Annotated in this window: 21 protein-coding genes; 10 read left to right on the top strand and 11 right to left on the bottom strand. The window is 40.0% G+C overall.

The window, feature by feature from the left end:
* Positions 1 to 260 precede the first annotated feature (260 nt).
* From F952_RS06515 to F952_RS06500, 4 genes are read right to left on the bottom strand one after another with little or no spacing between them, the layout of a single operon-like run.
* Positions 261 to 440 carry a hypothetical protein gene (locus F952_RS06515; protein WP_026441346.1) on the bottom strand — a complete coding sequence of 60 codons (180 nt, stop codon included), beginning with the start codon at positions 438 to 440 and terminating at the stop codon, positions 261 to 263.
* On the bottom strand, positions 430 to 1,506 hold the full coding sequence (locus F952_RS06510) for a DUF6670 family protein (protein ID WP_004924286.1): 1,077 nt from the start codon (positions 1,504 to 1,506) through the stop codon (positions 430 to 432). Before F952_RS06510 ends, F952_RS06515 begins: the two co-directional genes overlap by 11 nt.
* A gap of 16 nt (positions 1,507 to 1,522) precedes the next feature.
* Positions 1,523 to 2,356: a CDP-diacylglycerol--serine O-phosphatidyltransferase gene (pssA, locus tag F952_RS06505; RefSeq protein ID WP_004924283.1), complete on the bottom strand. Its 834-nt coding sequence runs from the start codon at positions 2,354 to 2,356 to the stop codon at positions 1,523 to 1,525.
* A gap of 41 nt (positions 2,357 to 2,397) precedes the next feature.
* Positions 2,398 to 3,255: a 23S rRNA (adenine(2030)-N(6))-methyltransferase RlmJ gene (locus F952_RS06500; protein ID WP_004924281.1), complete on the bottom strand. Its 858-nt coding sequence runs from the start codon at positions 3,253 to 3,255 to the stop codon at positions 2,398 to 2,400.
* Between the two features lie 112 nt (positions 3,256 to 3,367).
* Here F952_RS06500 and F952_RS06495 point away from each other — a divergent pair, with 112 nt between their 5' ends.
* Positions 3,368 to 3,976 (top strand): 2OG-Fe(II) oxygenase, encoded by a 609-nt coding sequence (locus tag F952_RS06495; protein ID WP_004924279.1) that lies wholly within the window; start codon positions 3,368 to 3,370, stop codon positions 3,974 to 3,976.
* Positions 3,977 to 4,065: 89 nt separating this feature from the next.
* The gene (locus tag F952_RS06490) at positions 4,066 to 4,593 is read left to right on the top strand and encodes a hypothetical protein (RefSeq protein ID WP_004924277.1); all 528 of its coding nucleotides are present in this window, start codon (positions 4,066 to 4,068) and stop codon (positions 4,591 to 4,593) included.
* Between the two features lie 31 nt (positions 4,594 to 4,624).
* Here F952_RS06490 and F952_RS06485 read toward each other — a convergent pair whose 3' ends face one another.
* The 4 genes from F952_RS06485 to F952_RS06470 all read right to left on the bottom strand — a co-directional run bounded on the left by F952_RS06485 (position 4,625) and on the right by F952_RS06470 (position 8,907).
* The gene (locus F952_RS06485) at positions 4,625 to 4,873 is read right to left on the bottom strand and encodes a DUF2789 domain-containing protein (RefSeq protein WP_004924275.1); all 249 of its coding nucleotides are present in this window, start codon (positions 4,871 to 4,873) and stop codon (positions 4,625 to 4,627) included.
* Between the two features lie 182 nt (positions 4,874 to 5,055).
* Complete coding sequence (locus F952_RS06480; RefSeq protein WP_004924271.1) at positions 5,056 to 6,042, bottom strand: malate dehydrogenase; 987 nt, start codon at positions 6,040 to 6,042, stop codon at positions 5,056 to 5,058.
* Between the two features lie 179 nt (positions 6,043 to 6,221).
* Entirely contained in the window at positions 6,222 to 6,884 is a 663-nt protein-coding gene (locus F952_RS06475) for a ribonuclease T2 (RefSeq protein WP_004924269.1), read from the bottom strand.
* A 37-nt stretch (positions 6,885 to 6,921) separates the two neighbouring features.
* A complete protein-coding gene (locus F952_RS06470) occupies positions 6,922 to 8,907 on the bottom strand; it encodes a lytic transglycosylase domain-containing protein (protein WP_026057021.1) in 1,986 nt (661 codons plus the stop codon).
* A 245-nt stretch (positions 8,908 to 9,152) separates the two neighbouring features.
* Between F952_RS06470 and miaB the strand changes: the two genes are divergently transcribed.
* From miaB to ybeY, 3 genes are all read left to right on the top strand, one after another.
* The gene (miaB, locus tag F952_RS06465) at positions 9,153 to 10,604 is read left to right on the top strand and encodes a tRNA (N6-isopentenyl adenosine(37)-C2)-methylthiotransferase MiaB (RefSeq protein WP_004924262.1); all 1,452 of its coding nucleotides are present in this window, start codon (positions 9,153 to 9,155) and stop codon (positions 10,602 to 10,604) included.
* 40 nt (positions 10,605 to 10,644) lie between these two features.
* Positions 10,645 to 11,727, top strand: coding sequence for a PhoH family protein (locus F952_RS06460; RefSeq protein ID WP_004924258.1), 1,083 nt, complete (start codon positions 10,645 to 10,647; stop codon positions 11,725 to 11,727).
* 83 nt (positions 11,728 to 11,810) lie between these two features.
* Positions 11,811 to 12,290: an rRNA maturation RNase YbeY gene (gene ybeY, locus F952_RS06455; protein ID WP_004924255.1), complete on the top strand. Its 480-nt coding sequence runs from the start codon at positions 11,811 to 11,813 to the stop codon at positions 12,288 to 12,290.
* Between the two features lie 43 nt (positions 12,291 to 12,333).
* Here ybeY and F952_RS06450 read toward each other — a convergent pair whose 3' ends face one another.
* The gene (locus tag F952_RS06450; RefSeq protein WP_004924251.1) at positions 12,334 to 14,484 is read right to left on the bottom strand and encodes a TonB-dependent siderophore receptor; all 2,151 of its coding nucleotides are present in this window, start codon (positions 14,482 to 14,484) and stop codon (positions 12,334 to 12,336) included.
* 496 nt (positions 14,485 to 14,980) lie between these two features.
* On the opposite strand from F952_RS06450, the gene F952_RS06445 reads away from it, so the two are divergent.
* The 4 genes from F952_RS06445 (at position 14,981) to F952_RS06430 (ending at position 17,810) form a co-directional block, all read left to right on the top strand.
* A complete protein-coding gene (locus F952_RS06445) occupies positions 14,981 to 15,664 on the top strand; it encodes a hypothetical protein (protein WP_004924248.1) in 684 nt (227 codons plus the stop codon).
* Positions 15,665 to 15,819: 155 nt separating this feature from the next.
* A complete protein-coding gene (locus tag F952_RS06440) occupies positions 15,820 to 16,536 on the top strand; it encodes a DUF3108 domain-containing protein (protein WP_004924245.1) in 717 nt (238 codons plus the stop codon).
* A 146-nt stretch (positions 16,537 to 16,682) separates the two neighbouring features.
* Positions 16,683 to 17,258, top strand: coding sequence for a xanthine phosphoribosyltransferase (locus tag F952_RS06435; RefSeq protein WP_004924242.1), 576 nt, complete (start codon positions 16,683 to 16,685; stop codon positions 17,256 to 17,258).
* Between the two features lie 165 nt (positions 17,259 to 17,423).
* Positions 17,424 to 17,810, top strand: coding sequence for a hypothetical protein (locus F952_RS06430; RefSeq protein ID WP_004924240.1), 387 nt, complete (start codon positions 17,424 to 17,426; stop codon positions 17,808 to 17,810).
* Between the two features lie 57 nt (positions 17,811 to 17,867).
* On the opposite strand, the gene F952_RS06425 is transcribed toward F952_RS06430, so the two are convergent.
* Positions 17,868 to 18,488 (bottom strand): LysE family translocator, encoded by a 621-nt coding sequence (locus F952_RS06425; RefSeq protein WP_026057020.1) that lies wholly within the window; start codon positions 18,486 to 18,488, stop codon positions 17,868 to 17,870.
* 83 nt (positions 18,489 to 18,571) lie between these two features.
* On the bottom strand, positions 18,572 to 19,168 hold the full coding sequence (wrbA, locus tag F952_RS06420) for an NAD(P)H:quinone oxidoreductase (RefSeq protein ID WP_026057019.1): 597 nt from the start codon (positions 19,166 to 19,168) through the stop codon (positions 18,572 to 18,574).
* A 115-nt stretch (positions 19,169 to 19,283) separates the two neighbouring features.
* On the opposite strand from wrbA, the gene F952_RS06415 reads away from it, so the two are divergent.
* Positions 19,284 to 20,528, top strand: a complete 1,245-nt coding sequence (locus F952_RS06415; RefSeq protein WP_004924231.1) for a YihY family inner membrane protein — start codon at positions 19,284 to 19,286, stop codon at positions 20,526 to 20,528.
* Positions 20,529 to 20,551: the final 23 nt, after the last annotated feature.

Raw genomic sequence — 20,551 nt, 5'->3', positions numbered from 1 at the left:
GCCTTTCTTAAAGAACAAGACACCAATTCTGGCTCATCAATTTTCTGACTTAAATTTCGCTCAAATAAACTTCGAGTAATTTAAACCAATCAATCAATGATAATATATCAATCAATCAACCAGTAAAAATCCACACAAGTTGTTCTTCTATTCTCTTAATGATCTTCTCGATGATTCGTCATCATCAAGCTAGGTCGGCTATGTTACTCTAAATCTCTTCAAAGTCAACAGGTAATTTCGATATTTTTAAAACTTATCAATCAACTCAAGAATCCAACCAATCTAGCCAAACCCTTGTTTATCAACAAGTTTTTATCTGCATCACCGCCGATGGATGTGCATTCTACACCATAACCACACATACGCAACCCCTTTTCTCTTTCTTTTTTATCAAGCGAACATTTTTCACCCAAAATTATGATTTTTTCCTCATTTTTCATCTTTTTTTAGCATGCACGGTTGAATTTCAATCTCTTTAAGCTCCAATAATGGTGTTTCATGTCTCTCTTGCCAGAGTAACGGCCTCGTATCAATATATTCAATATAGCCACTTTCACCATAAAAGATCTGTTGATTCCAGTAAGCAACATAACTAAAGCTGCCTACAAATCCTGAACCCACACCGAACTTATAGTCCCCGCGACTTTGTGCTTTAACTTCAAAATAGACCTTACCATCCCTATAAATTTGCCAAAAAAATTCGCGTGGTAAATACATTTCTTTAGAATTGGGTGTGATCACTTTCGGGTAAAGACGTTGAATTTGAAATTCTACTTGTTCTTTATGATTTTCAACATGTCCATTTAAACTCCGAATGTCTAATCGCGAGTAAACAATCTGATCCCACTGATTGCGTGCTTGAGTTAATAAAATTTGTGTTTGCTCATCCAGATTCAACACTTGATGTGTAAAAAAACAGACTGGCATATATGGCAGATGTGCTGAACGCGCATATTCAAAACTCCCCATTCCCTGTATTTCATAGCATTGGTTCTGTAAGGTAATCCGTCCTTCACACCAACACAGTAATGACCAATGCTCAAATACCCCCCACTTTAACGGCGTGTAATGTGAAAGCACATTAAGGGTATGAACCCTCATATCTATGGATAAATTGGCATCTTTACGTTGAAATATGAAGTTGGGGAAATTGCCTTGAATCTCATCTATTTCATCAAACTTAAAGCCCCGATCAAAATGACATTGCTGCTGAATAGAATAGGAATTAAGTTGACTGGCCTGATGAGGGCTACTGCTGACAAAAACACTGGCTGTATCTAATGCTTTACGCTTTAGGATGTTTTTATTATATAAAATCGGAACTCTAGCCTGACCAATCAGACTAATAAAGTTAATATAATGAAGCGGTGATGGCAAATTAGGCAGAATAAGCCCTTGATAAATGAGCTTAAAACGGCCTTTAGGCGGATGATATGCGAGTGTCTTCTGCTGAGATTGTGGGCTCAGTTGCATGGATGGATTAAAGGGAGTCATCAACATTTGCATACTGAACCTCTCTAAATCACTCTGTTTTATTTACAGCCTGTTTGTGTGCAAATAAAGTGGTAATAAAACCTGAAGCTGCATAGATCAAGGACACCACCAGGATACCAACAGGAATATTATAAGTGATTGCTGCAAAAATTAGCACTACAGGCAACATCACGACAAATGGAACCCGCTTTCGATCCATTTCTTTAAATGAATAATATTTAATGTTTGAGATCATGAGTAATGCCACAACCACCATATATACGGCATAAATGATCTGAATCGTAATATCACGTAAATCAAAAATAAATGGATAATCGCGACTAACCCAAACTAACGTAATCACTAGTACAGCGGCTAATGGGCTGGCAATCCCAATAAAGTAACGCTTGTCGACTACGCCAATCTGAACATTAAATCGTGCTAGACGAAATGCAGCACAGGCTGTGTAAATAAAGCAGCAAGCCAGACCAATTCGACCAAGCTCATGCAAACTCCAGCTATACATCAACATTGCAGGTGCAACACCAAACGCCAGTAGATCTGATAAGGAATCATACTGTTCACCGAAAGCACTCTGGGCACCAATGGCACGTGCAACTCGCCCATCCAGACCATCTAATAAAGCCGCCAAAAAAATGGCGTAGATGGCCTGCACATAGTTTCCATTTGTACTCGCAATAATCGAATAGAAACCAGATAACAAGGCAGCTGTGGTAATCAAATTTGGCCACAAGTAAATACCACGGCGTTTTACGCGCTGTCCTTCGTTGGTATGTTCTTCTTCAACAACTTCAAAGGTAATACCATCAAATGAATGGTCATCAACCTTCGTGTCGTGTTCGGATTTTGGTGCATTTGTCATTGTTATGTATTCCCAAGAATGCTCTCTTCGACCGTAATTCTTTACTCACCGACCAACCAGCGTACCGCAGCATGCCCACCATTTTCACTCATACGCAAATGCGGAAATAACCACTGTAATGCCTGATCTGCATCTTCTGAAAACTGCCAAGGTGGATTAATGACTAACAAGCCACAGCCATTGAGCCCGACGGGTGTATCATCTGGCCAGACACATACTTCACAAATGAGCTGGCGACGAATACCTGTTTTAAACATTTTCTTTTCGAAACGTTCAATCATGGCGCGGTCTTTAATCGGATACCACACAGCAAACACGCCCGTTGGCCATTTTTTGTGGGCTTCACGTAATAATTCTACCAACTGAGGAAAATCCTTACGCTCAAGTTCGTAAGGAGGATCAATCATGACCAGACCACGTTTTTCCTTCGGTGGAATTACTGCAAGCAAGCCTTCATAAGCATCACGCTCGTGCAATCCTGCACGTTTGTCTCGAATATTGTCTCTAAGTTGTTGAAACACATCACGCTGCATTTCAAAAATAGTGGCTTTATCAATCTCACGCATTGCTTGTAAAGCAAACCAAGGAGAACCAGGATAAGTTCCTTTTCCTTCTTCAGTACGAATCGCATCTACCAATTTTAAATATTGCTGTATACCTTGTGGTGCTTGGCGCTTTTCCATATCACCCAATTGAACCAGACGATGAATCCCCGTGAGGAATTCACCCGATTTTTGTGCTGGTGCCAGTGATAAATCGTATTTTCCCGCCCCACCATGCGTATCAATATAACGATACGGTTTGTCTTTGGCATTTAGTCGTGTCAAAAGTTGTAGCAGAAGTACATGCTTCATTACATCAGCAAAGTTACCTGCGTGGAAGTGGTGACGGTAATTCATTTTTGCGTTAATTCCTCAAATCAGCAGCTATTTTAGCATGAAAAAACTTAGTTACGTGTTGATCGGTTGTTTTAGAATACTTTGAACTATCGATTTTTAAGTTTGAAGCCTTATGCAGGACACATTTATACTCGCAAAAAATGATCTGGATCGTGTGCTAGACGAGTTAAATCAACATGGTTTTAGTTTGCTTGATCATCTACATCCTCAGGCTTTAATGAATCAACTTGTGCAAGAATGTACAACGCATCTTCAAGATTTCCGTGAAGCAGCTATTCAGAATGGTGTCGTGAGCAATATCCGTAGTGATCATATTTTATGGATTGATGATGCACTTCCGATTGCACAAAAGCATCTTCAGTTACTAGAAAGACTCTCTCATGAGATCAATCGTGCATTTTATACAGGCATTCAAAACATTGAGGCACATTTTGCCTGTTATCGTGCTGGAGAATTTTACGCCTTACATCGAGACAATCCTCAACAAAAAAATAACCGTGTGATTTCAACCGTCTACTATTTACATCCAGAATGGAAAGAGCACTGGGGAGGGCAACTTCGTTTGCAGGATAAAAATGGACAATGGCACGTGATTCATCCTGAACCGAATCGTCTGGTATTATTTCAAAGCGATCTACTGCATGAAGTATTGCTTTCACATCAGCAACGACTTTCTATCACGGCATGGTTACGTACTGATGATAAAATATGGGCATCATAAGATGGACTATTCTACAAGAATCTAAACGACAGGCTTTTAAAATTACGAATGGCCCTCATATACTAAAAATAAATCAAGAGGATCAATCTATGTCTGATACAAGCAAAATTATTGTTGAACGCATTGGTGAAACAGACCAGCATTATCTTGCGGGCAACTCCCCTGAGCTTGCATTAGAGCGTGGAGATCTGCGTCTACAGTTGGTAACGATAAGCCATAATCGCCAGGAACGTTTACATTTTCTACATGAAGCCATTGCTATTTTAGAGCAATCTCGAGTTGAGTTTGAAGAAATGCCAATGTCTTTATATATCGATTTATCGTTACAACTTGCAAAAGCCTATATGGTGTATTTTGAGCTCAATCGTGAAGCGAAGTTTGCATTGATTACTCAGCAAATTTTAAAGCCACTGGCCCATCTTAATCATGGTGATGTGTTTTTCTTTCTAGCCTATGCTTCTGTAGTAAAAGATGAGTTAGCACTGACCCGTCACTGGTTAGATAAATATAGCAAATCAAATGTATGCGATCTGGATTTACTTCACCAGCATCCAGCTTTCGATAACATCAGAAAGCTGGACTGGTTTAAAACTTTAGTACACGCTAAAGCACATTAATATGTGATGTCTATGATGCAGCGTCCTGAAATTAAACTTCAGGACTACTGTCAACATGCAACTGCTGATTTAACTCATCAACTACAATTGCCCAGTCGTCATCTTTTTCCCAATGACTTTCTAGAAACTGGCGTTGACCAGTTGTCCAAAAGTCTGCTTGATGTAACGCGACATCAGCAGGTAATTGATGGGTTTTAATAAATTGATCAATCGCTTCTTCACTGGCATCCAGACCCAATTGTTCAAACAGTAATTCTAAAGTCGGTTGTGGTTCAAACATTATCTTTCTCCTCTCATCACATCTTATGAATCATTGCTTTAACTATAGTCAAAGCAAACTTAAGTGTCAGTGTGATCACACGATATTCTTGTTATGGTTTGTTTACTTTAGGCTTTTTAAACTTGTATTGGATAAAAAAAGGCACTTCATTTGAAGTGCCTTTCCATCTTCATCAGATGATCTTATTTTAACATGTCAGCAATTGCAGCACGTTCTTCTTCAAGTTCCTGAAGTGTTTTATCCATACGTTCACGGCTGAACTCGTCAATTTCAAGACCTTCAACACGTTTGTATTCGCCATTTTCGCAAGTTACAGGTACACCGTAAATAACACCTTCTGGAATACCATAAGAACCATCAGATGGAATACCCATAGTGACCCATTTACCATTGGTACCAAGTGCCCAGTCACGCATATGGTCGATTGCAGCGTTCGCAGCAGATGCAGCAGAAGACAAACCACGCGCTTCGATGATCGCAGCACCACGTTTACCAACAGTTGGAAGGAACACATCTTTGTTCCATTCCGCATCGTTGATTTTGTCTTTTAGGTTTTCGCCATTTGCAGTTGCAAAGCGATAGTCAGCATACATAGTTGGAGAGTGGTTACCCCAAACGGTTAGCTTCTCGATGTCCGCTACAGCAACACCTGCTTTTTGAGCAATTTGAGTCAACGCACGGTTATGATCTAGACGCAACATTGCAGTGAAGTTTTTCGCTGGAAGGTCTGGTGCAGATTTCATTGCGATGTAAGCGTTAGTGTTGGCAGGGTTACCTACAACCAATACTTTAACGTCACGGCTTGCCACTTCATTCAGGGCTTGACCTTGACCAATGAAGATTTCACCATTTACTTTCAATAAGTCAGCGCGTTCCATGCCAGGACCACGCGGACGAGAACCCACAAGTAATGCATAGTCAGCATCTTTAAATGCAACTTTTGGATCATCTGTACCGATCATGCCAGCCAATAATGGGAAAGCACAGTCGTCAAGTTCCATCATTACGCCTTTAAGCGCTTGTTGAGCTTTCTCAACTGGAATTTCAAGCAATTGCAAAATAACTGGTTGATCTTTCCCTAACATCTCTCCGCTTGCAATACGGAATAACAAGCTATAACCAATTTGACCTGCAGCGCCAGTAACGGCAACACGAACGGGTTGCTTCATGTAATTATCTCCAATTGAGGATCGTTAAGATGATTAAACAGATAGTCCATTTAATCTAATAATCATAAACGGCAAGAATTGTACTCCAAACCTTAAACAGTTGCATGTAAAAGAGAATGGATTTCAACAAAAGTATGATAGGAAATATGAATAAAATAATAACCAACGGTTCAGATCGGCTAATAACTTCCCTTGATGGTAAATTCATCAGGACAGCTAGAAACGACATGGCTGGCACATTGAGTATAGTTACCATTGACCTGATAACAGACTTGAACCTCCGTAAGCATCGGCTTGGTACGTACACTTTGACAGCTAAAACGAATGCCATTCGCAGGTAAATTTGGATTTAGACGCATAAACTGCTGCCGAATCGTACTTTTCTGGACATCTTTAGAAATAGGCCCCGTCAATTCCGCAGGAATTTTTAAGCGATCTGCAAAGTTGACAATTGTTCTAAAATATTGACTCGCATTCATCGGCATACATCCACCAACATTTCGCCAGAGTTGTGTTCTGTTGTTTTCATCAGGCATCAGACGAGCAACCACGCTGGTCTGAATTGGAGATAAGGAGGCAGATGTCGTTGTTTTACAATCTTGACTAGAGGTTTCAGGTATAAGCCCCATTACAGTCAACGAATATCCCTCAAGACATTTACGCTGTTTTCTTTTTGATGCATCCAGACTACAAGTTGCAGGTGTCATTTCAATTTGCATGACATAACCCTGCAAATGACCAGGATCTGCATGCGTATTGGGTGCAACCAGCAATACATAGACCCACAAAAATGTGCCTATGAATCCTGCCAGATATTTAGATGCAAAACGTTTCTTTTTCATCGAATCAAAACTTAATGTTATCTCAAACAAAACCCGATTAAGGCGTAGCACGTGCAGGAATCACACGCATTCTCTGCTCTAGTGACTGAGGCCCTTGCCCCAGTAAAACACCGTAGTGCGTCGCATTTGTCATCACATTTTTGACATAATCCCGCGTTTCAGTTAAAGGAATACTTTCTGTGTACTGATCTGCTGCAATCGTCTCAGAATCCGGTTGCCAGCGCCGCGCACGATTAGGACCAGCATTGTAGCCAGCCGTTGCCAGCACAGCATTCCCACTTAACTGGTTTTGGATCATAGACAAATAAAACGTACCATAACGAATATTGGTATTCATATCAGTTAATGCTGCAGGGTTGTAAGTTTCACCCATCTGACGTGCAACCAACTTGGCTGTGTCAGGCATGATTTGCATCAGACCACCTGCACCCACATGCGAACGTGCCGAAGTCACAAAGCGACTTTCTTGGCGCATCAGGCCATATGCCCAAGCTGGATCAACGCCTGCATTATTACTGTGATTTACCACAGTCACCTGATGCGGCATGATGTAGCGATAACTATAATTGTGTTTATTGATGGTTCGATCTGCAGCATAAATGGCACGATCATACCAACCAATCTCTTGAGCACGTTGCGCTGCGGCAAGCAATAATCCATCATCCTGACGCAAGTAAGCTTGTCTAACCGCCCAGTTCCACTCACGATTCACATAATTATCTGGCGCATTAATCCGTCTCAGGGTAAAGGCGCGGTTAAAATGAATATCTCGTCTTAAACGATCTAAATCCCCTGCACTCGCTTGAGCATTAACTGGAATATTGTTATATCGCTCACCTAAACGGTCTTTTGCCAATAGATTATGATAATCGTCTCCAGATTGCGCCAATTTGCGATAGATTTGCTGAGCTGTCACTTTGGCATTACGATCATTGCGTTGTTCAAGCGCCCTTGCCAGCCAGTATTGCCAACGATCTTCCTGTTTTTGTGATACCGACATGCTATCGATTGCGCGAATCAGACTTTCCCACGCACCAAATCGAAGTGCCTGACGTGCATAAATTTCGGCTTCTTCTGGGCTAAATGGATAGCCATAACTCATATCAAAATCGTTAAGCACCTCGCGATTGAAATTATTTTTCATCACTGTGGTACCACCAATGTAGGCGACGGTACGATATAAATATTTCTGTACATCTGGCGGCGTCCCCTCAGCCACACGGCGTACCGATGCCAATGCGCCAGTAAGATCAGTATCTGCCAAACGGCCAAATGCAAAGATCAGATAAGCATAATCCAGATTTGTAGCTTTGGGTGCAGACCATAGATAGTTTTGTGGTGCAGTCTGAATCTGATTTAGCTGTGCCAGTGATAAATTCATGCCTAGTGTTTGCGCCGTACTCAGCGCAAGACCTGCCTGACCTGCACGTAATTGTCCCCATAACCGTTGCTGCTTGTCTTGTGCTGTCATTAGTGGACTGGCAAGCATCATACGACCAAGACCATTGCATAAATCTGGCTGGGTATTGGTGGTCAGCCAGATATCCTTATATTCGGCAAAGACCAGGTCATCACCTGATTTCGCACGCACCTGAGCCAATGCACAACTTTCTGCACGATCTGGATTGGTAACATAAGGCAATACAGGTTGGGCACTGGCGTAATCGCCAAGCTTCACTTTTTCTTCGACATAGTCCGCTGCAAGTTTTTCTGACATCGCAGATTGAGGATAACGCTGTGCAAAATTGGTAATGGCACTCGACGGTTGAAGCGTGAGATTGGTATTGAGTTTCCAGTACTCTGGATAATAACCTAAAACATCGTTTTGCATAGAAAGCTGGTATTGGTCCAGCAATGATGTATCTCCTGCATTTGCAGCGCGTAATGCATCATTAAATTGTTCTTCTGCAGCAAAGACCGTCGATCCAGACAAGGTTGCGATACTGCCCAGTACTCCCAAACGGATTAGCTTACTGTTCAGGATCATGTCAACCCAAGATTTGCTGTTTTTATTCCATGCCATAGATGCTTTCCAAAACCCCAACATTCGTGATGCACTGCTAGTGTAATTATTCTTCATGCATCCTACTGTTGTGTTATGTAACCTGCTGATTCACCACTATTAATCATCTCTAAATTTTAATTGAAAAATCAACGTCTATTCACTTTTATTTATTTTGATATCTTTTTTGCAAATGCTGCTACAATTGCGCCCTTTAAAAGAGTGTACCCTATACACTTGTCGATCCAGTTTGTTTAGGAGCCTACATGACGGTTCAAACCTTCATCCCGAATGGTGCCAAAGCTGCCTCAGAAAACACTGTCAACCAGCCTGTGCACACCTCTGATGTTTCAATCAAGAAATTGTATATTGAAACTCAAGGTTGCCAGATGAATGAGTATGACAGTCATCGTATGGCAGATCTTTTAGGCGATTCACATGGTTATGTGCTCACCACAGACCCAAAAGAAGCAGATATTCTGCTCATGAATACCTGTTCGATTCGCGAAAAAGCACAGGAAAAAGTATTTAGTGAGTTAGGTCGCTGGCGTAAGCTGAAACAGCAAAATCCTGACCTGATTATTGGCGTAGGTGGCTGTGTTGCTTCACAAGAAGGTGACAATATTCAAAAACGTGCGCCTTATGTTGATATGGTGTTTGGCCCGCAGACCTTGCATCGTCTGCCGCAAATGTTAGATCAACATCAAGATCAGATTGAAAAACCGAAAAAAGACAAAATCAAATTGGTCGATATTTCTTTTCCAGATATCGAGAAGTTTGACTTTTTACCAGAACCGCGTGTTGAAGGGTTTAAAGCTTTTGTTTCAATCATGGAAGGCTGCTCAAAATACTGTTCATTCTGTGTCGTTCCTTATACCCGTGGCGAAGAAGTATCACGTCCTTTAGATGACGTACTTGCAGAAATTGCTGGACTTGCAGAAAAAGGGGTACGTGAAATTTCACTGCTTGGACAAAATGTAAACGGATATCGTGGTGAAACTTTTGAAGGGGGTATTTGTACCTTCCCAGAATTGTTACGACTCGTTTCAGAAATTCCAGGGATTGGACGTTTACGCTATACCACTTCACATCCGCTTGAGTTTTCTGAAGAGCTGATTCAATGCTATCGAGACTTACCACAGATGGTCTCTCATCTGCACTTGCCTGTGCAAAGTGGTTCAAATGCTGTGCTTCAAGCCATGAAGCGTAACCATACTATTGATGTATATATTGAGAAGATTGCCAAGCTACGTAAAATCCGTCCAGATATGCATTTATCTAGCGATTTTATTATTGGTTTTCCAGGGGAAACAGAGCAAAACTTCGAAGAAACTTATCAATTTATCAAAGACTTGGATTTCGATCACTCTTATAGTTTTATTTATTCAAAGCGCCCAGGTACGCCTGCGTCAGAGCTTGAAGACACCACCTCTGAAGCGGTCAAAAAAGAACGTTTGGCCAAAGTTCAACACTGGATTAAACAATCGAGTATCCGTAAAACAGATGCCATGCAAGGTACCATTCAGCGTGTTTTGATTGAAAACGTTTCAGAAAAAGATCCAAATCTTTTGGTGGGTACAGCAGACAATACACGTCTGGTTACATTTGTAGGAGACCCAATGTGGGTGGGCCGCTTTGCAGAAATTGAGATTACCGAGATCAAAACTTTGAATTTAGTTTATGGTGAACTCTTGAATCTTGAGCCTGACGTGGCGTAATGTAAGGGTATTAGAACAAGGCTAGAAAAAGGATAACTCTTTGACTGCAGCGATTCGACGTACCGTTACTTTTCCCGGCGTTTCAATGGCTCGTTTAAAAAGCATGCTCGGTGCCTATAACGGCCATTTGAAACAGATTGAACAGCGTTTAGATGTACAGATTACTCATCGTGGTGACGCGTTCTACATCGATGGTGACATTGATGCAGTCGAGCGGGCCGAGTCCTTGCTCCAGCGTCTTTACAATGAATCTGAAACCTCCGACCAAATTAGTGCCGATATTTTACACCTGATGATTCAGGGTAGTCAGACTGATCGAGAACTGATGGATGATTCCGAACAGGAACATACGGGTTTAGATAATGTCTGGCTACAAACCCCGAAAGGCCGTATTAATCCACGCGGTACCAACCAGAAGCGCTATGTGCAGCGTATTTTACAAAGCGATATTTCTTTTGGAATCGGGCCAGCAGGAACAGGTAAAACCTATCTTGCAGTTGCTGCGGCTGTCGATATGCTAGAACGCAACGAAATCCAGCGTATCCTTCTTGTTCGACCTGCTGTTGAAGCAGGTGAAAAACTTGGCTTCTTGCCAGGTGACTTAGCTCAAAAAATCGATCCGTATCTGCGCCCTCTTTATGATGCGCTTTACGAAATGCTTGGCTTTGAAAAAGTAGCGAAACTGATTGAACGTCAGGTGATTGAGGTTGCTCCACTGGCTTATATGCGTGGTCGTACACTCAATCATTCTTTTGTCATTCTGGATGAAGCACAAAATACGACACCTGAACAAATGAAGATGTTTCTCACACGTTTAGGTTTTGGTTCACGTGCTGTGATCACTGGCGATATCACCCAAGTGGATTTGCCACGTGGACAACAATCAGGTTTAGCTCATGCTTTACGTGTGTTAGAGCCGATCAAAGAAATCCATATTACCCGTTTCCACTCGCGTGATGTGGTCCGTCATCAACTGGTTCAGAAAATTGTTGAAGCCTATGAAGGTTGGGATTCTGAACAAAACCGCTTAAGTGCCGAAGCACGTGCAGAACGTAAAGCACGACAGGAAGCATTGATGAGTGAACATGATGCCGCAGCAGATGCACAGCATCAGGAAGCTTAAGTCTTTCATTTTAGGTTCACTTTAATAAAACACTTAAATCAGGGGATTGCCATGCACTCCCCTATTTTTATGAAGGATCAGGTTTGAAACTTAATCTTAGTTTGCAGCAAGCGTTTAAATCTCCCGATTTAGCCTTAAAACGTGCTCACATCAAAAAAGCCATTGAAACAACTTTAGATCATGTCGAAGTTAAAACTGACAGTGAAATCGGTATCGCCTGTGTAGATCACGAACAAAGTCATCGTTTGAATCTTGAATATCGGGGCAAGGATAAATCAACCAATGTTTTGTCTTTTCCAAGCGATATTCCTGAAGAAGTTTTACCTTTGCTGGATGCCCGTCCTTTAGGTGATCTGGTGATTTGTATTCCAGTGGTATTAGATGAAGCCATTGAGCAGCATAAAACAGCTCAGGCTCATTTTATGCATATGCTGGTACATGGCACCTTACACTTACTGGGCTACGACCACGAAACCAGCGATGAAGATGCCGAAGAAATGGAAGCTCTGGAAATTGAGATTCTGGCGAAATTAGGATTAGAGAATCCTTATCAAGAACAATAAAACAAAGAGCCAATGAGCAATTGCTGTGATCATTGGCTCTTTTTTAGAAATGATATCTAAACGTTAAGGTTGCATTACGTGGTGCACCCTGAGTGATCTGACCATAAGTCGCAAAAACACCGTAATAATCTTGATTAAATACATTATTAATATTGAGCTGTGCAGAAAAATCTTTAGATATTTTATATTTAGCCATTAGATTAACCAATGCATAAGCACCTTGTTCAACCCGTGAATCTGCATTTTTAGGTGCATTACTTGCCTTAATATAGGTTTCACTTTGCCAATTGATTCCACCACCAATGGTTAAAGCCTCCCATTTGTCTGGAAGCTGGTACGTCGTATAAGTTTGTATCTGCTTACGTGGTAATTGTGAGTTTACATCTGCACCATTGGCATCGGTTGCTTTGTACTGACTATAACCCGCAGTAATATTCCACTGATCTGTGACCTTCCCACTCAGTTCGAGTTCAAAACCTTTACTTTCTGTGCCCTCAGCAGCGCGATACGCATCTTCATTGTTAGTACCAGGAATCTTCTCCCCTATAGATTGTGCCAAATGATCTTGCTTGATTTGAAAAATAGCCAAAGAACCATTTAAGCGCTGATCAAACCAAGAAGATTTCACACCAATTTCGGTACTATTGCCTTCAATTGGATCTAAATAATTATTATTAATATCTTTGGCATCTTGTGGCTGAAAGATACTGGTATAACTGACATAGGCCGAATAAGTTGGATTGATATCGTAGATCAGCCCTGCATAAGGGATAAATTCATGATCATATTCAATCGTCTTCTTTTTTAAAGGAAGGTTTTTTTCATACTGCGTCACTCTCCCACCGAGAATCAGTTTCAAAGGGTCAAGTAAGGTCAATTGTGTTGCCGCAAACACTGCATTCTGCTTTACCGTATATTTTTCAGCAGGTGTCCATGCACCCCATGCAGGTTCTGGCAAAGATGTATTCCAAGCATAAATACTACTTGTACTAATATCCTGAACAGAGCGACCTAATGCAATAAAATCCTGATTTAGATATTGATAACCCGCCACCACTCGATGATTTTGACCAAATAAATTGAATTGACCATCAAGTTGTAATGTCACATCATCCTGATCAACATTTACATCATACGCACCCGCAAATCCAGATAAACCTAAACCTGTCGTTTTATCTGGATTACCTGATACATAAAATAATTTGGAATCTGCTTCACGCTTACCATGTGAATAAGCCAGCTTAACATTCCAGTTCTCATTGATTTTTTGAGTTAAGTCTGCAAACCAATTGGTATATTTAACATTCCAGCGCGTCCAGTCCTGAGAGGTGGTTAATCCTTTCCACCACGTGGTACGACTACCATCACTGAAATAAGCAGGCAATCCTCCCCACATTGGACCTCGCGGGTCGTCTTCCTGATAACTTACACCTGCTGAAAGAAGCGTCGAATCTGTGAGATCTGCCTCACCTGTTAAAAGCAAAGTTAAACGTTGCTTACTGAGTAAATCTGTGTAGCTATCTCCCTGCTCATATTGAGCAACGGCTCTTCCCCGAAGGGAACCTGATTGATTGAGGCGATTAGAAATATCTCCCAATACCCGATAATTGTCCCAACTTCCACCACTTACTTCTATAGTTGCTGCTGGAATCTTGCTGGTAGCTCGTTTTCGTACCATATTAATCGCTGCGGATGGATTACCTGTGCCCGTTGTTAGGCCTGTCGAGCCACGTACAACATCAATGTGATCATAAATCGCCGTACTAGAGAATATTTCACCAGATGACCAAGGCAACGAATACGTGGTTGGTATCCCATCAATAATATAGTTATCGATAACAAATCCTCGTGAATATAATCCACCACGATTCGTCTCATAACGATTAACGTTCACTCCAGTCACGTTTTCTGCTACTTCAACTAAAGTTGTTAAGCCTTGATCTTGCATACGCTGCTGGGTAATGACAGAAACAGACTGTGGAATTTCCTTAATATTCAGTTTTAGAGGTAATGCAGTAGAAGCTGTATTGGCAGCATAAGTATTGGCTTGTTGTTCGGAGTCTGCTTTTAACTCAATCGTTGGTAATACCTCTCCCTTTTCAGTAGGTTCAGCATAAATGAATGGAGAAGCAAGCATAGTCATCGCCATGACCAGCGGATGAACTTTAAAATTTCCAATGACACAATGAAACATGAACAATAATCCTTATCCGCTTAGCTGGCGACTAACACAAACACCTAAGCATTAATCAAAAATAAAATACAGACGAATAAAATCAATCAACAAAAAATAACAATAAATGATAATTGTTTTCATAATCATTTCAATTAAAAATTAACTTTTGTCTCATTTTTTCATGCAAATAATTGATAATTAATTATTTAATTTTTAAAAGCATATTCAACTTGTTTGATTATTGAGAATTATGGATCTCAATCTATTTATATAAAGAATGCTGAAGATTGAATAAAACATGAGGAATCGAAGCTTTACTAGGTAAAATAAACCACACACAAACGTCATTTTTATTAGAAAAAAAATGTGATCTACTTCAAATTTGAAAAACATCATTTTCAGTTTAAAAAAAATCGAATTAAATTTGCTACACTAAAAAGTACATATCATTTTTATGATCTGAAAATACTGTGACATTTTGACTTATTAAAACCAAATTCTGGAAAAAGCCTTTATGCCAACGATCCTGTCGTCGATTGCCAAACATCTCCAGCGGGCATACCGTAAAGCCGAAGACTTTATAGAAGAAGAACGTGAGTTTCCACTTTCTCAAGTATTTTTAAACGCGACATTCAAACGCTATGTCACAGACAATGTAGGCCTATTAGAAGATTTACACGCAGATCTATATGACGATTGGTTGCGACTTTATGCAACCATCAATGTTAAAGGGCTTTATACTAAATTATCAGTCGATCTTAAACTGATCCAGATGGAACTGAATAAAGATGTGCAATTAATCGTATTTGAGCAAATCAGTGATACTCAAGTGGTTGAAGCAAAATTTAAGAATTTTTTTCAGAAGATTGCTGTGAATTCTGCATTATTTTTCTATCAAAAAGTATTAAAAAAAGATCCTTTAGGTATGATTTTAGAGCGCTTTGATGTCGTCAAAGTACGTGATGACCTTCTCTATCTAGATCTAAATCGCTGGTTGGGTAAAAATCGAAGTATCATTGAAACCTTGGCTAAAGTTCATGTTAATCATGCTGTTTTACGTGATGCTGAATTGGTGGTGATGGGTAATGTGAATTTGATGGCATTATTTAGTAAATCCAGTGATTTGGATGATGAGTCTGAAGAAAAGCTAGAAATTTCCGAATCTGAAATCACACCAATTAAACAAAAAGAGAACTAAGTATTTTATATCGATCAACACAAGTTATTATATCGATACAGATTTAGATAAAAAATTGTAATTTTCTCCATGATCAATTGTCAGAATGGAAATTGAAGTATATTTATCAGACACTGTAATTGCGTGTTTTAACTTTAAATGATAAGGATCTTTTTATGGCGCATGATGTAATGAAAACCTTGACCTTCGCAACAGGGTTATCTACAGCATTGTTATTTGCAGGGGTGTCAACTCACACGCTCGCCATGAGTCCATTTCAGGCGAACTACCAATTTACCTATAACGGTAAAAATTTGGGCTCTGCTACACGTAGTCTAACACAGCAAAATGGCAATAATTGGACCTATAATTTCTCTGCTAAAGCGGGTGCAATTGCCTCTGCGAGCGAAACCAGTAAATTTAACTGGTCAAATGGTAAAATTACCTCTCAACAATTTACTCGTACCAGTAAAATTTTAGTTCATAACAACACAATGAACATCAATTTTAATCCCAACAGCAAAATGATTAGTACGCAAAAAGATGATAAAAGCCGCTCTTTTGCATGGCAGGCAGGCGTACTCGATGAATTAAATGCAGAATTACAGGTTCGTGAAGATTTGCAAGGCGCTGGATTAAAATCGACATATCCAATTGCGGATGCCAAAGGCATTGATACCCGACGTTTTGTGAAACAAGGTACAGAATCTGTGAAAACGCCTTATGGTACATTCAATACGATTAAGGTAGTCATCCAGCATGATAAATCAGAAAAAAGTACCATTTTCTGGTTAGCACCAAAGCTTGACTACTTGCCTGTCAAAGTCAGTCACATTGATGGCAAAACCTCTTACGGTTTATTACTCACCAAGTATTCTGGCAAATCAAGCTAATTTAAAAGCCTGACAACACCCAAAAAACTCTGCAAGCCCAAATTGACTAAATGATAAATATTTTGTCAATTTTGGCTTGCATTTTTTTATATGCTTTTTAAAATACGCTTTTGCTTGAAAAAGCATCTGCCCTAGAGGATTCTCCTGTGTACGCACTAGAACAGAAAATCTTAAATGAAGGTATCGTTCTATCTGATCAGGTATTGAAAGTTGATGCTTTCTTAAACCATCAAATTGACCCAGTACTGATGCAGCAGATCGGCAAAGAGTTTGCTGCTCGTTTTAAAGATACTGGGATCACCAAAATTGTAACGATTGAAGCGTCTGGTATTGCACCTGCTGTAATGGCGGGCCTTGAGCTTGGTGTACCTGTGATTTTTGCACGCAAATATCAGTCTTTGACCTTAAAAGATGATCTTTATCGTTCTAAAGTTTTTTCATTTACCAAACAAGTTGAAAGTACCATTGCGATTTCAAATAAGCATATCAATGCAGAAGATAAAGTTTTGGTGATTGATGACTTTCTTGCAAATGGTCAAGCCGCGCTGGGTCTAATTGACTTGATTCATCAAGCGAATGCAGACATTGTAGGGGTTGGAATTGTGATTGAAAAATCATTTCAGCCTGGCCGTGATCTTTTACTTGAAAAAGGCTATCGCGTAGAGTCATTGGCGCGCGTTGCATCTTTAACCAATGGGCAAGTGACATTCGTAATTGAATAAGCTCAAACTGTTCAATTATATTTTTAAAAGCGCTACGGCGCTTTTTATTTTGTCTGATCATTATATTTCTGCATTTACAAGCCCACTAAACTTTTATCATTTTAATCCGCTAGAATATTAAGAATGACAGTGTATTTAACTGATGAGTTACAGGATTTTAAATCAATGAACGATACGCCACAAACTGAAATAACTGAACAACAAATAACATGTCCCAAATGTGGTTCATCAAACGTTGAAAAACGAAATCATGAGCAGATGTTACAAAAAGCAGGTGGGGTATTGCTCACCTCTGCGGGTGCAGCGGCGGGTACGGTAGGTGGTGCTGCATCTGGGGCTTCGGTCGGTGCAGCCATTGGCACAGTAGCAGGCCCTCTTGGTGTTATTGTAGGCGGTACCATCGGTACATTTGTGGGTGCAATTAGTGTAGGTATTACAGGCGGATTTCTTGGCAATCGCTTTGGTAAAAAAGCAGGTGTTGTGATTGATAAAAATATTTTTCAAGAATATCGTTGCACGCATTGTGGCTATCGTTTTAATCAAACGCTCTAAGGGCAAAGCTCAATTTAATATTCTTTCTAGGATCTTATTTAAAATAAGCTCCTAGAATTAAATCAACGGCGAAATAAAAACCCAGAGTCCATATAATGCGATCATGATCAATACTCCACCACATACCCCCAATATGTGAGCATACCACTTTGCCTTTGCGATACGATTAAACCCAAGATAAACCATTGAAAGTTTTAAAAAATCTAAGACAATCCATGTACTAACCAAAATAATCAAACTTAAATTGATATTCTGATGTATGCCAATAAACTGCGGAAAAAATGAAGAAAAGAAAATAATATCTTTAGGATTTGAAATCGCGATCAAAAATCCTCTTTTAAAATCATTTCGACCATTGAACTGGGTGAGTTTTAATGGCTGAGCATGAGATACAGAAACTTCTTTTAAAATCCCATAACCTAGATAAGCAATATATAAGCACCCCATGATTTTGATGACCGCAAAAATATAAGCATTGATACTCAACATCCCTTTTAGAAGCAAGATCGAGATTCCAATCAGAAACAATGAAGCCAGGTTTGTTCCTACAATGGTTTTGAAAGCAGCTTGGTAACCATGCTGCAACCCAACACTTGCAACCAAAATCATGACAGGTCCAGGTGTTGCAATCATGATGATGATACTAAATACATATATCCCAAATTCGAAATAATTCATAAAACGTCCAGACATAGGCTGCCACTCAAAGAAGCCTATGTTCTATTTTTTATAAGCAACAACCGTTACATAGATATTCGATGTTATAGCGAAGATAATTTTCTGACCATTTTTGCCAGACGTTTTCCCATAGCCTCGCATAGCAGTTTTTCATCATGGCTTAAGTCCTGATCATGTCGAGGACCGCTCACATGACTGGCCCCGTAAGGCGTTCCACCCGTTTTGGTATTTGATAAAGCAGGAATAGAATTAGGTAAGCCTAAGATCATCATGCCATGATGGAATAACGGCGGAAGCATGGTCAGCAATGTGCTCTCCTGCCCCCCATGCATAGAACCTGATGTGGTAAAAACACAAGCAGGCTTATCGTGAAGTGCCCCATTTAACCAAAGACTGGTGGTCTGATCCCAAAAGTATTTCATTTCACTGGACATATTGCCAAAGCGTGTCGGTGATCCCATTGCCAGCCCAGCACAGTTTGCCAAATCATCCAAGCTACAGTATAAATCACCAGTTTCTGGAATTGCGGGTTCAATTGTCGATATGGCTGTTGTCAGATTGGGAACGGTTCTGATTCTGACATTCATTCCTTCAGACTCGATACCATTGGCAATCAAATGTGCCATTTTTTGTGTAGAGCCATATTTGCTGTAATAAAGGACTAAAATATAAGGTTGCATCATTTTTTAAAAATTTGTTAAAAAGAAAACTATACGATATTTGTGCTGGTTTTTGGCTAAGCTTTCATATTGAAACGAAATAAACATCAAGATTATAAAATTGGGACATTATTTTATGCTGAATCTGCTCAAGAAATTACCCTTTTATGAAAAAACATGGTTCCAGTTCATTCTATTTGTTTTAAGACGTTTTGAGGCAGATCGTTGTCGTGAACATGCAGGGGCTTTAACATATACCACACTGTTTGCCGTGGTTCCCATGCTAACTGTCTTTCTTGTGATTATCTCTTCCATTAAAGCGTTAGAACCCGCCAGACAGCAATTACAACAACTTATTTATAGTAATTTTCTACCTAAAAGCACGATTGCCTTTGATCGTGTTTTAAATTCATTTACAGAAAAATCAAGCAACCTGACTGTTATTGGTATTTTATTTCTATTTGTCACCACAGTGATGATGTTGAGTACCATTGAAACCGCATTTAATCGTATTTGGCGGGTCAAGGAAACCCGAAGTGGAATTATTGGTTTTATGCGTTACTGGACCATTATCTCATTGGGACCCATCATTTTAGGAAGTGCCTTCGTTATTTCTTCAACTGTGGCTTCGATGAATATCCTCAGCAACAACTTTGCAGGTTATGAATTGAGCGGCGCATTTATTTTATGGCTCATCTCCTTTGGACTGACCATTTTAGGTTTCTTCATTTTATACTGGACGATTCCGAATCGTACCGTTCCAATGTACGCCGCTATCATCGCGGCCTGCTTTAGCGCTGCCATTTTTGAGTTGCTCAAAAATATCTTTGGCTTTGCGATGTCAAATTTCACCAGTTATGAACTGGTCTATGGTGCATTTGCTGCTATCCCAATTTTCTTATTATGGATATTTTTATCATGGAATATTGTCTTACTGGGTGTTGAAGTGAGCTATGCTCTCACTGCTTTTCATTCTGACAAGATCCAGACCAGACATCCTGTGCTGATGCTATTAGACGTACTGGAACTGTTTTATAAAAAACAGAAACTCGGCCAAAGCGTAACTGATCTAGAAGCACTGGATATTATGGGGCGTGGCGAGATTGGTCGATGGCCAAGTTATATCGAATTACTTGAGAAACAAAATCTGATTAAACGCACAGATAAAGATGAATACGTTTTAGTGCGAAATTTATCTCAAGTCGATTTTTGGACATTTTTTACGGCTCTTCCTTATCCTTTACCTTTACGTAAAGATGTTGGCAATATCCATCCCGATGATGAATGGATGCAAAAAATAGGGCCAGCTTTGATTGAGGCAGATGACTATCTGGCTGCCAAATTATCCATTCCATTATCAACTTTATTTGAAGCCAAATAATTTAAACTCTAAGGCCTGATCAG

Origin of the sequence: Acinetobacter baylyi DSM 14961 = CIP 107474, assembly GCF_000368685.1 — a bacterium.
Classification (GTDB): domain Bacteria; phylum Pseudomonadota; class Gammaproteobacteria; order Pseudomonadales; family Moraxellaceae; genus Acinetobacter; species Acinetobacter baylyi.
This window is presented reverse-complemented; position numbering and strand designations above follow the sequence as displayed.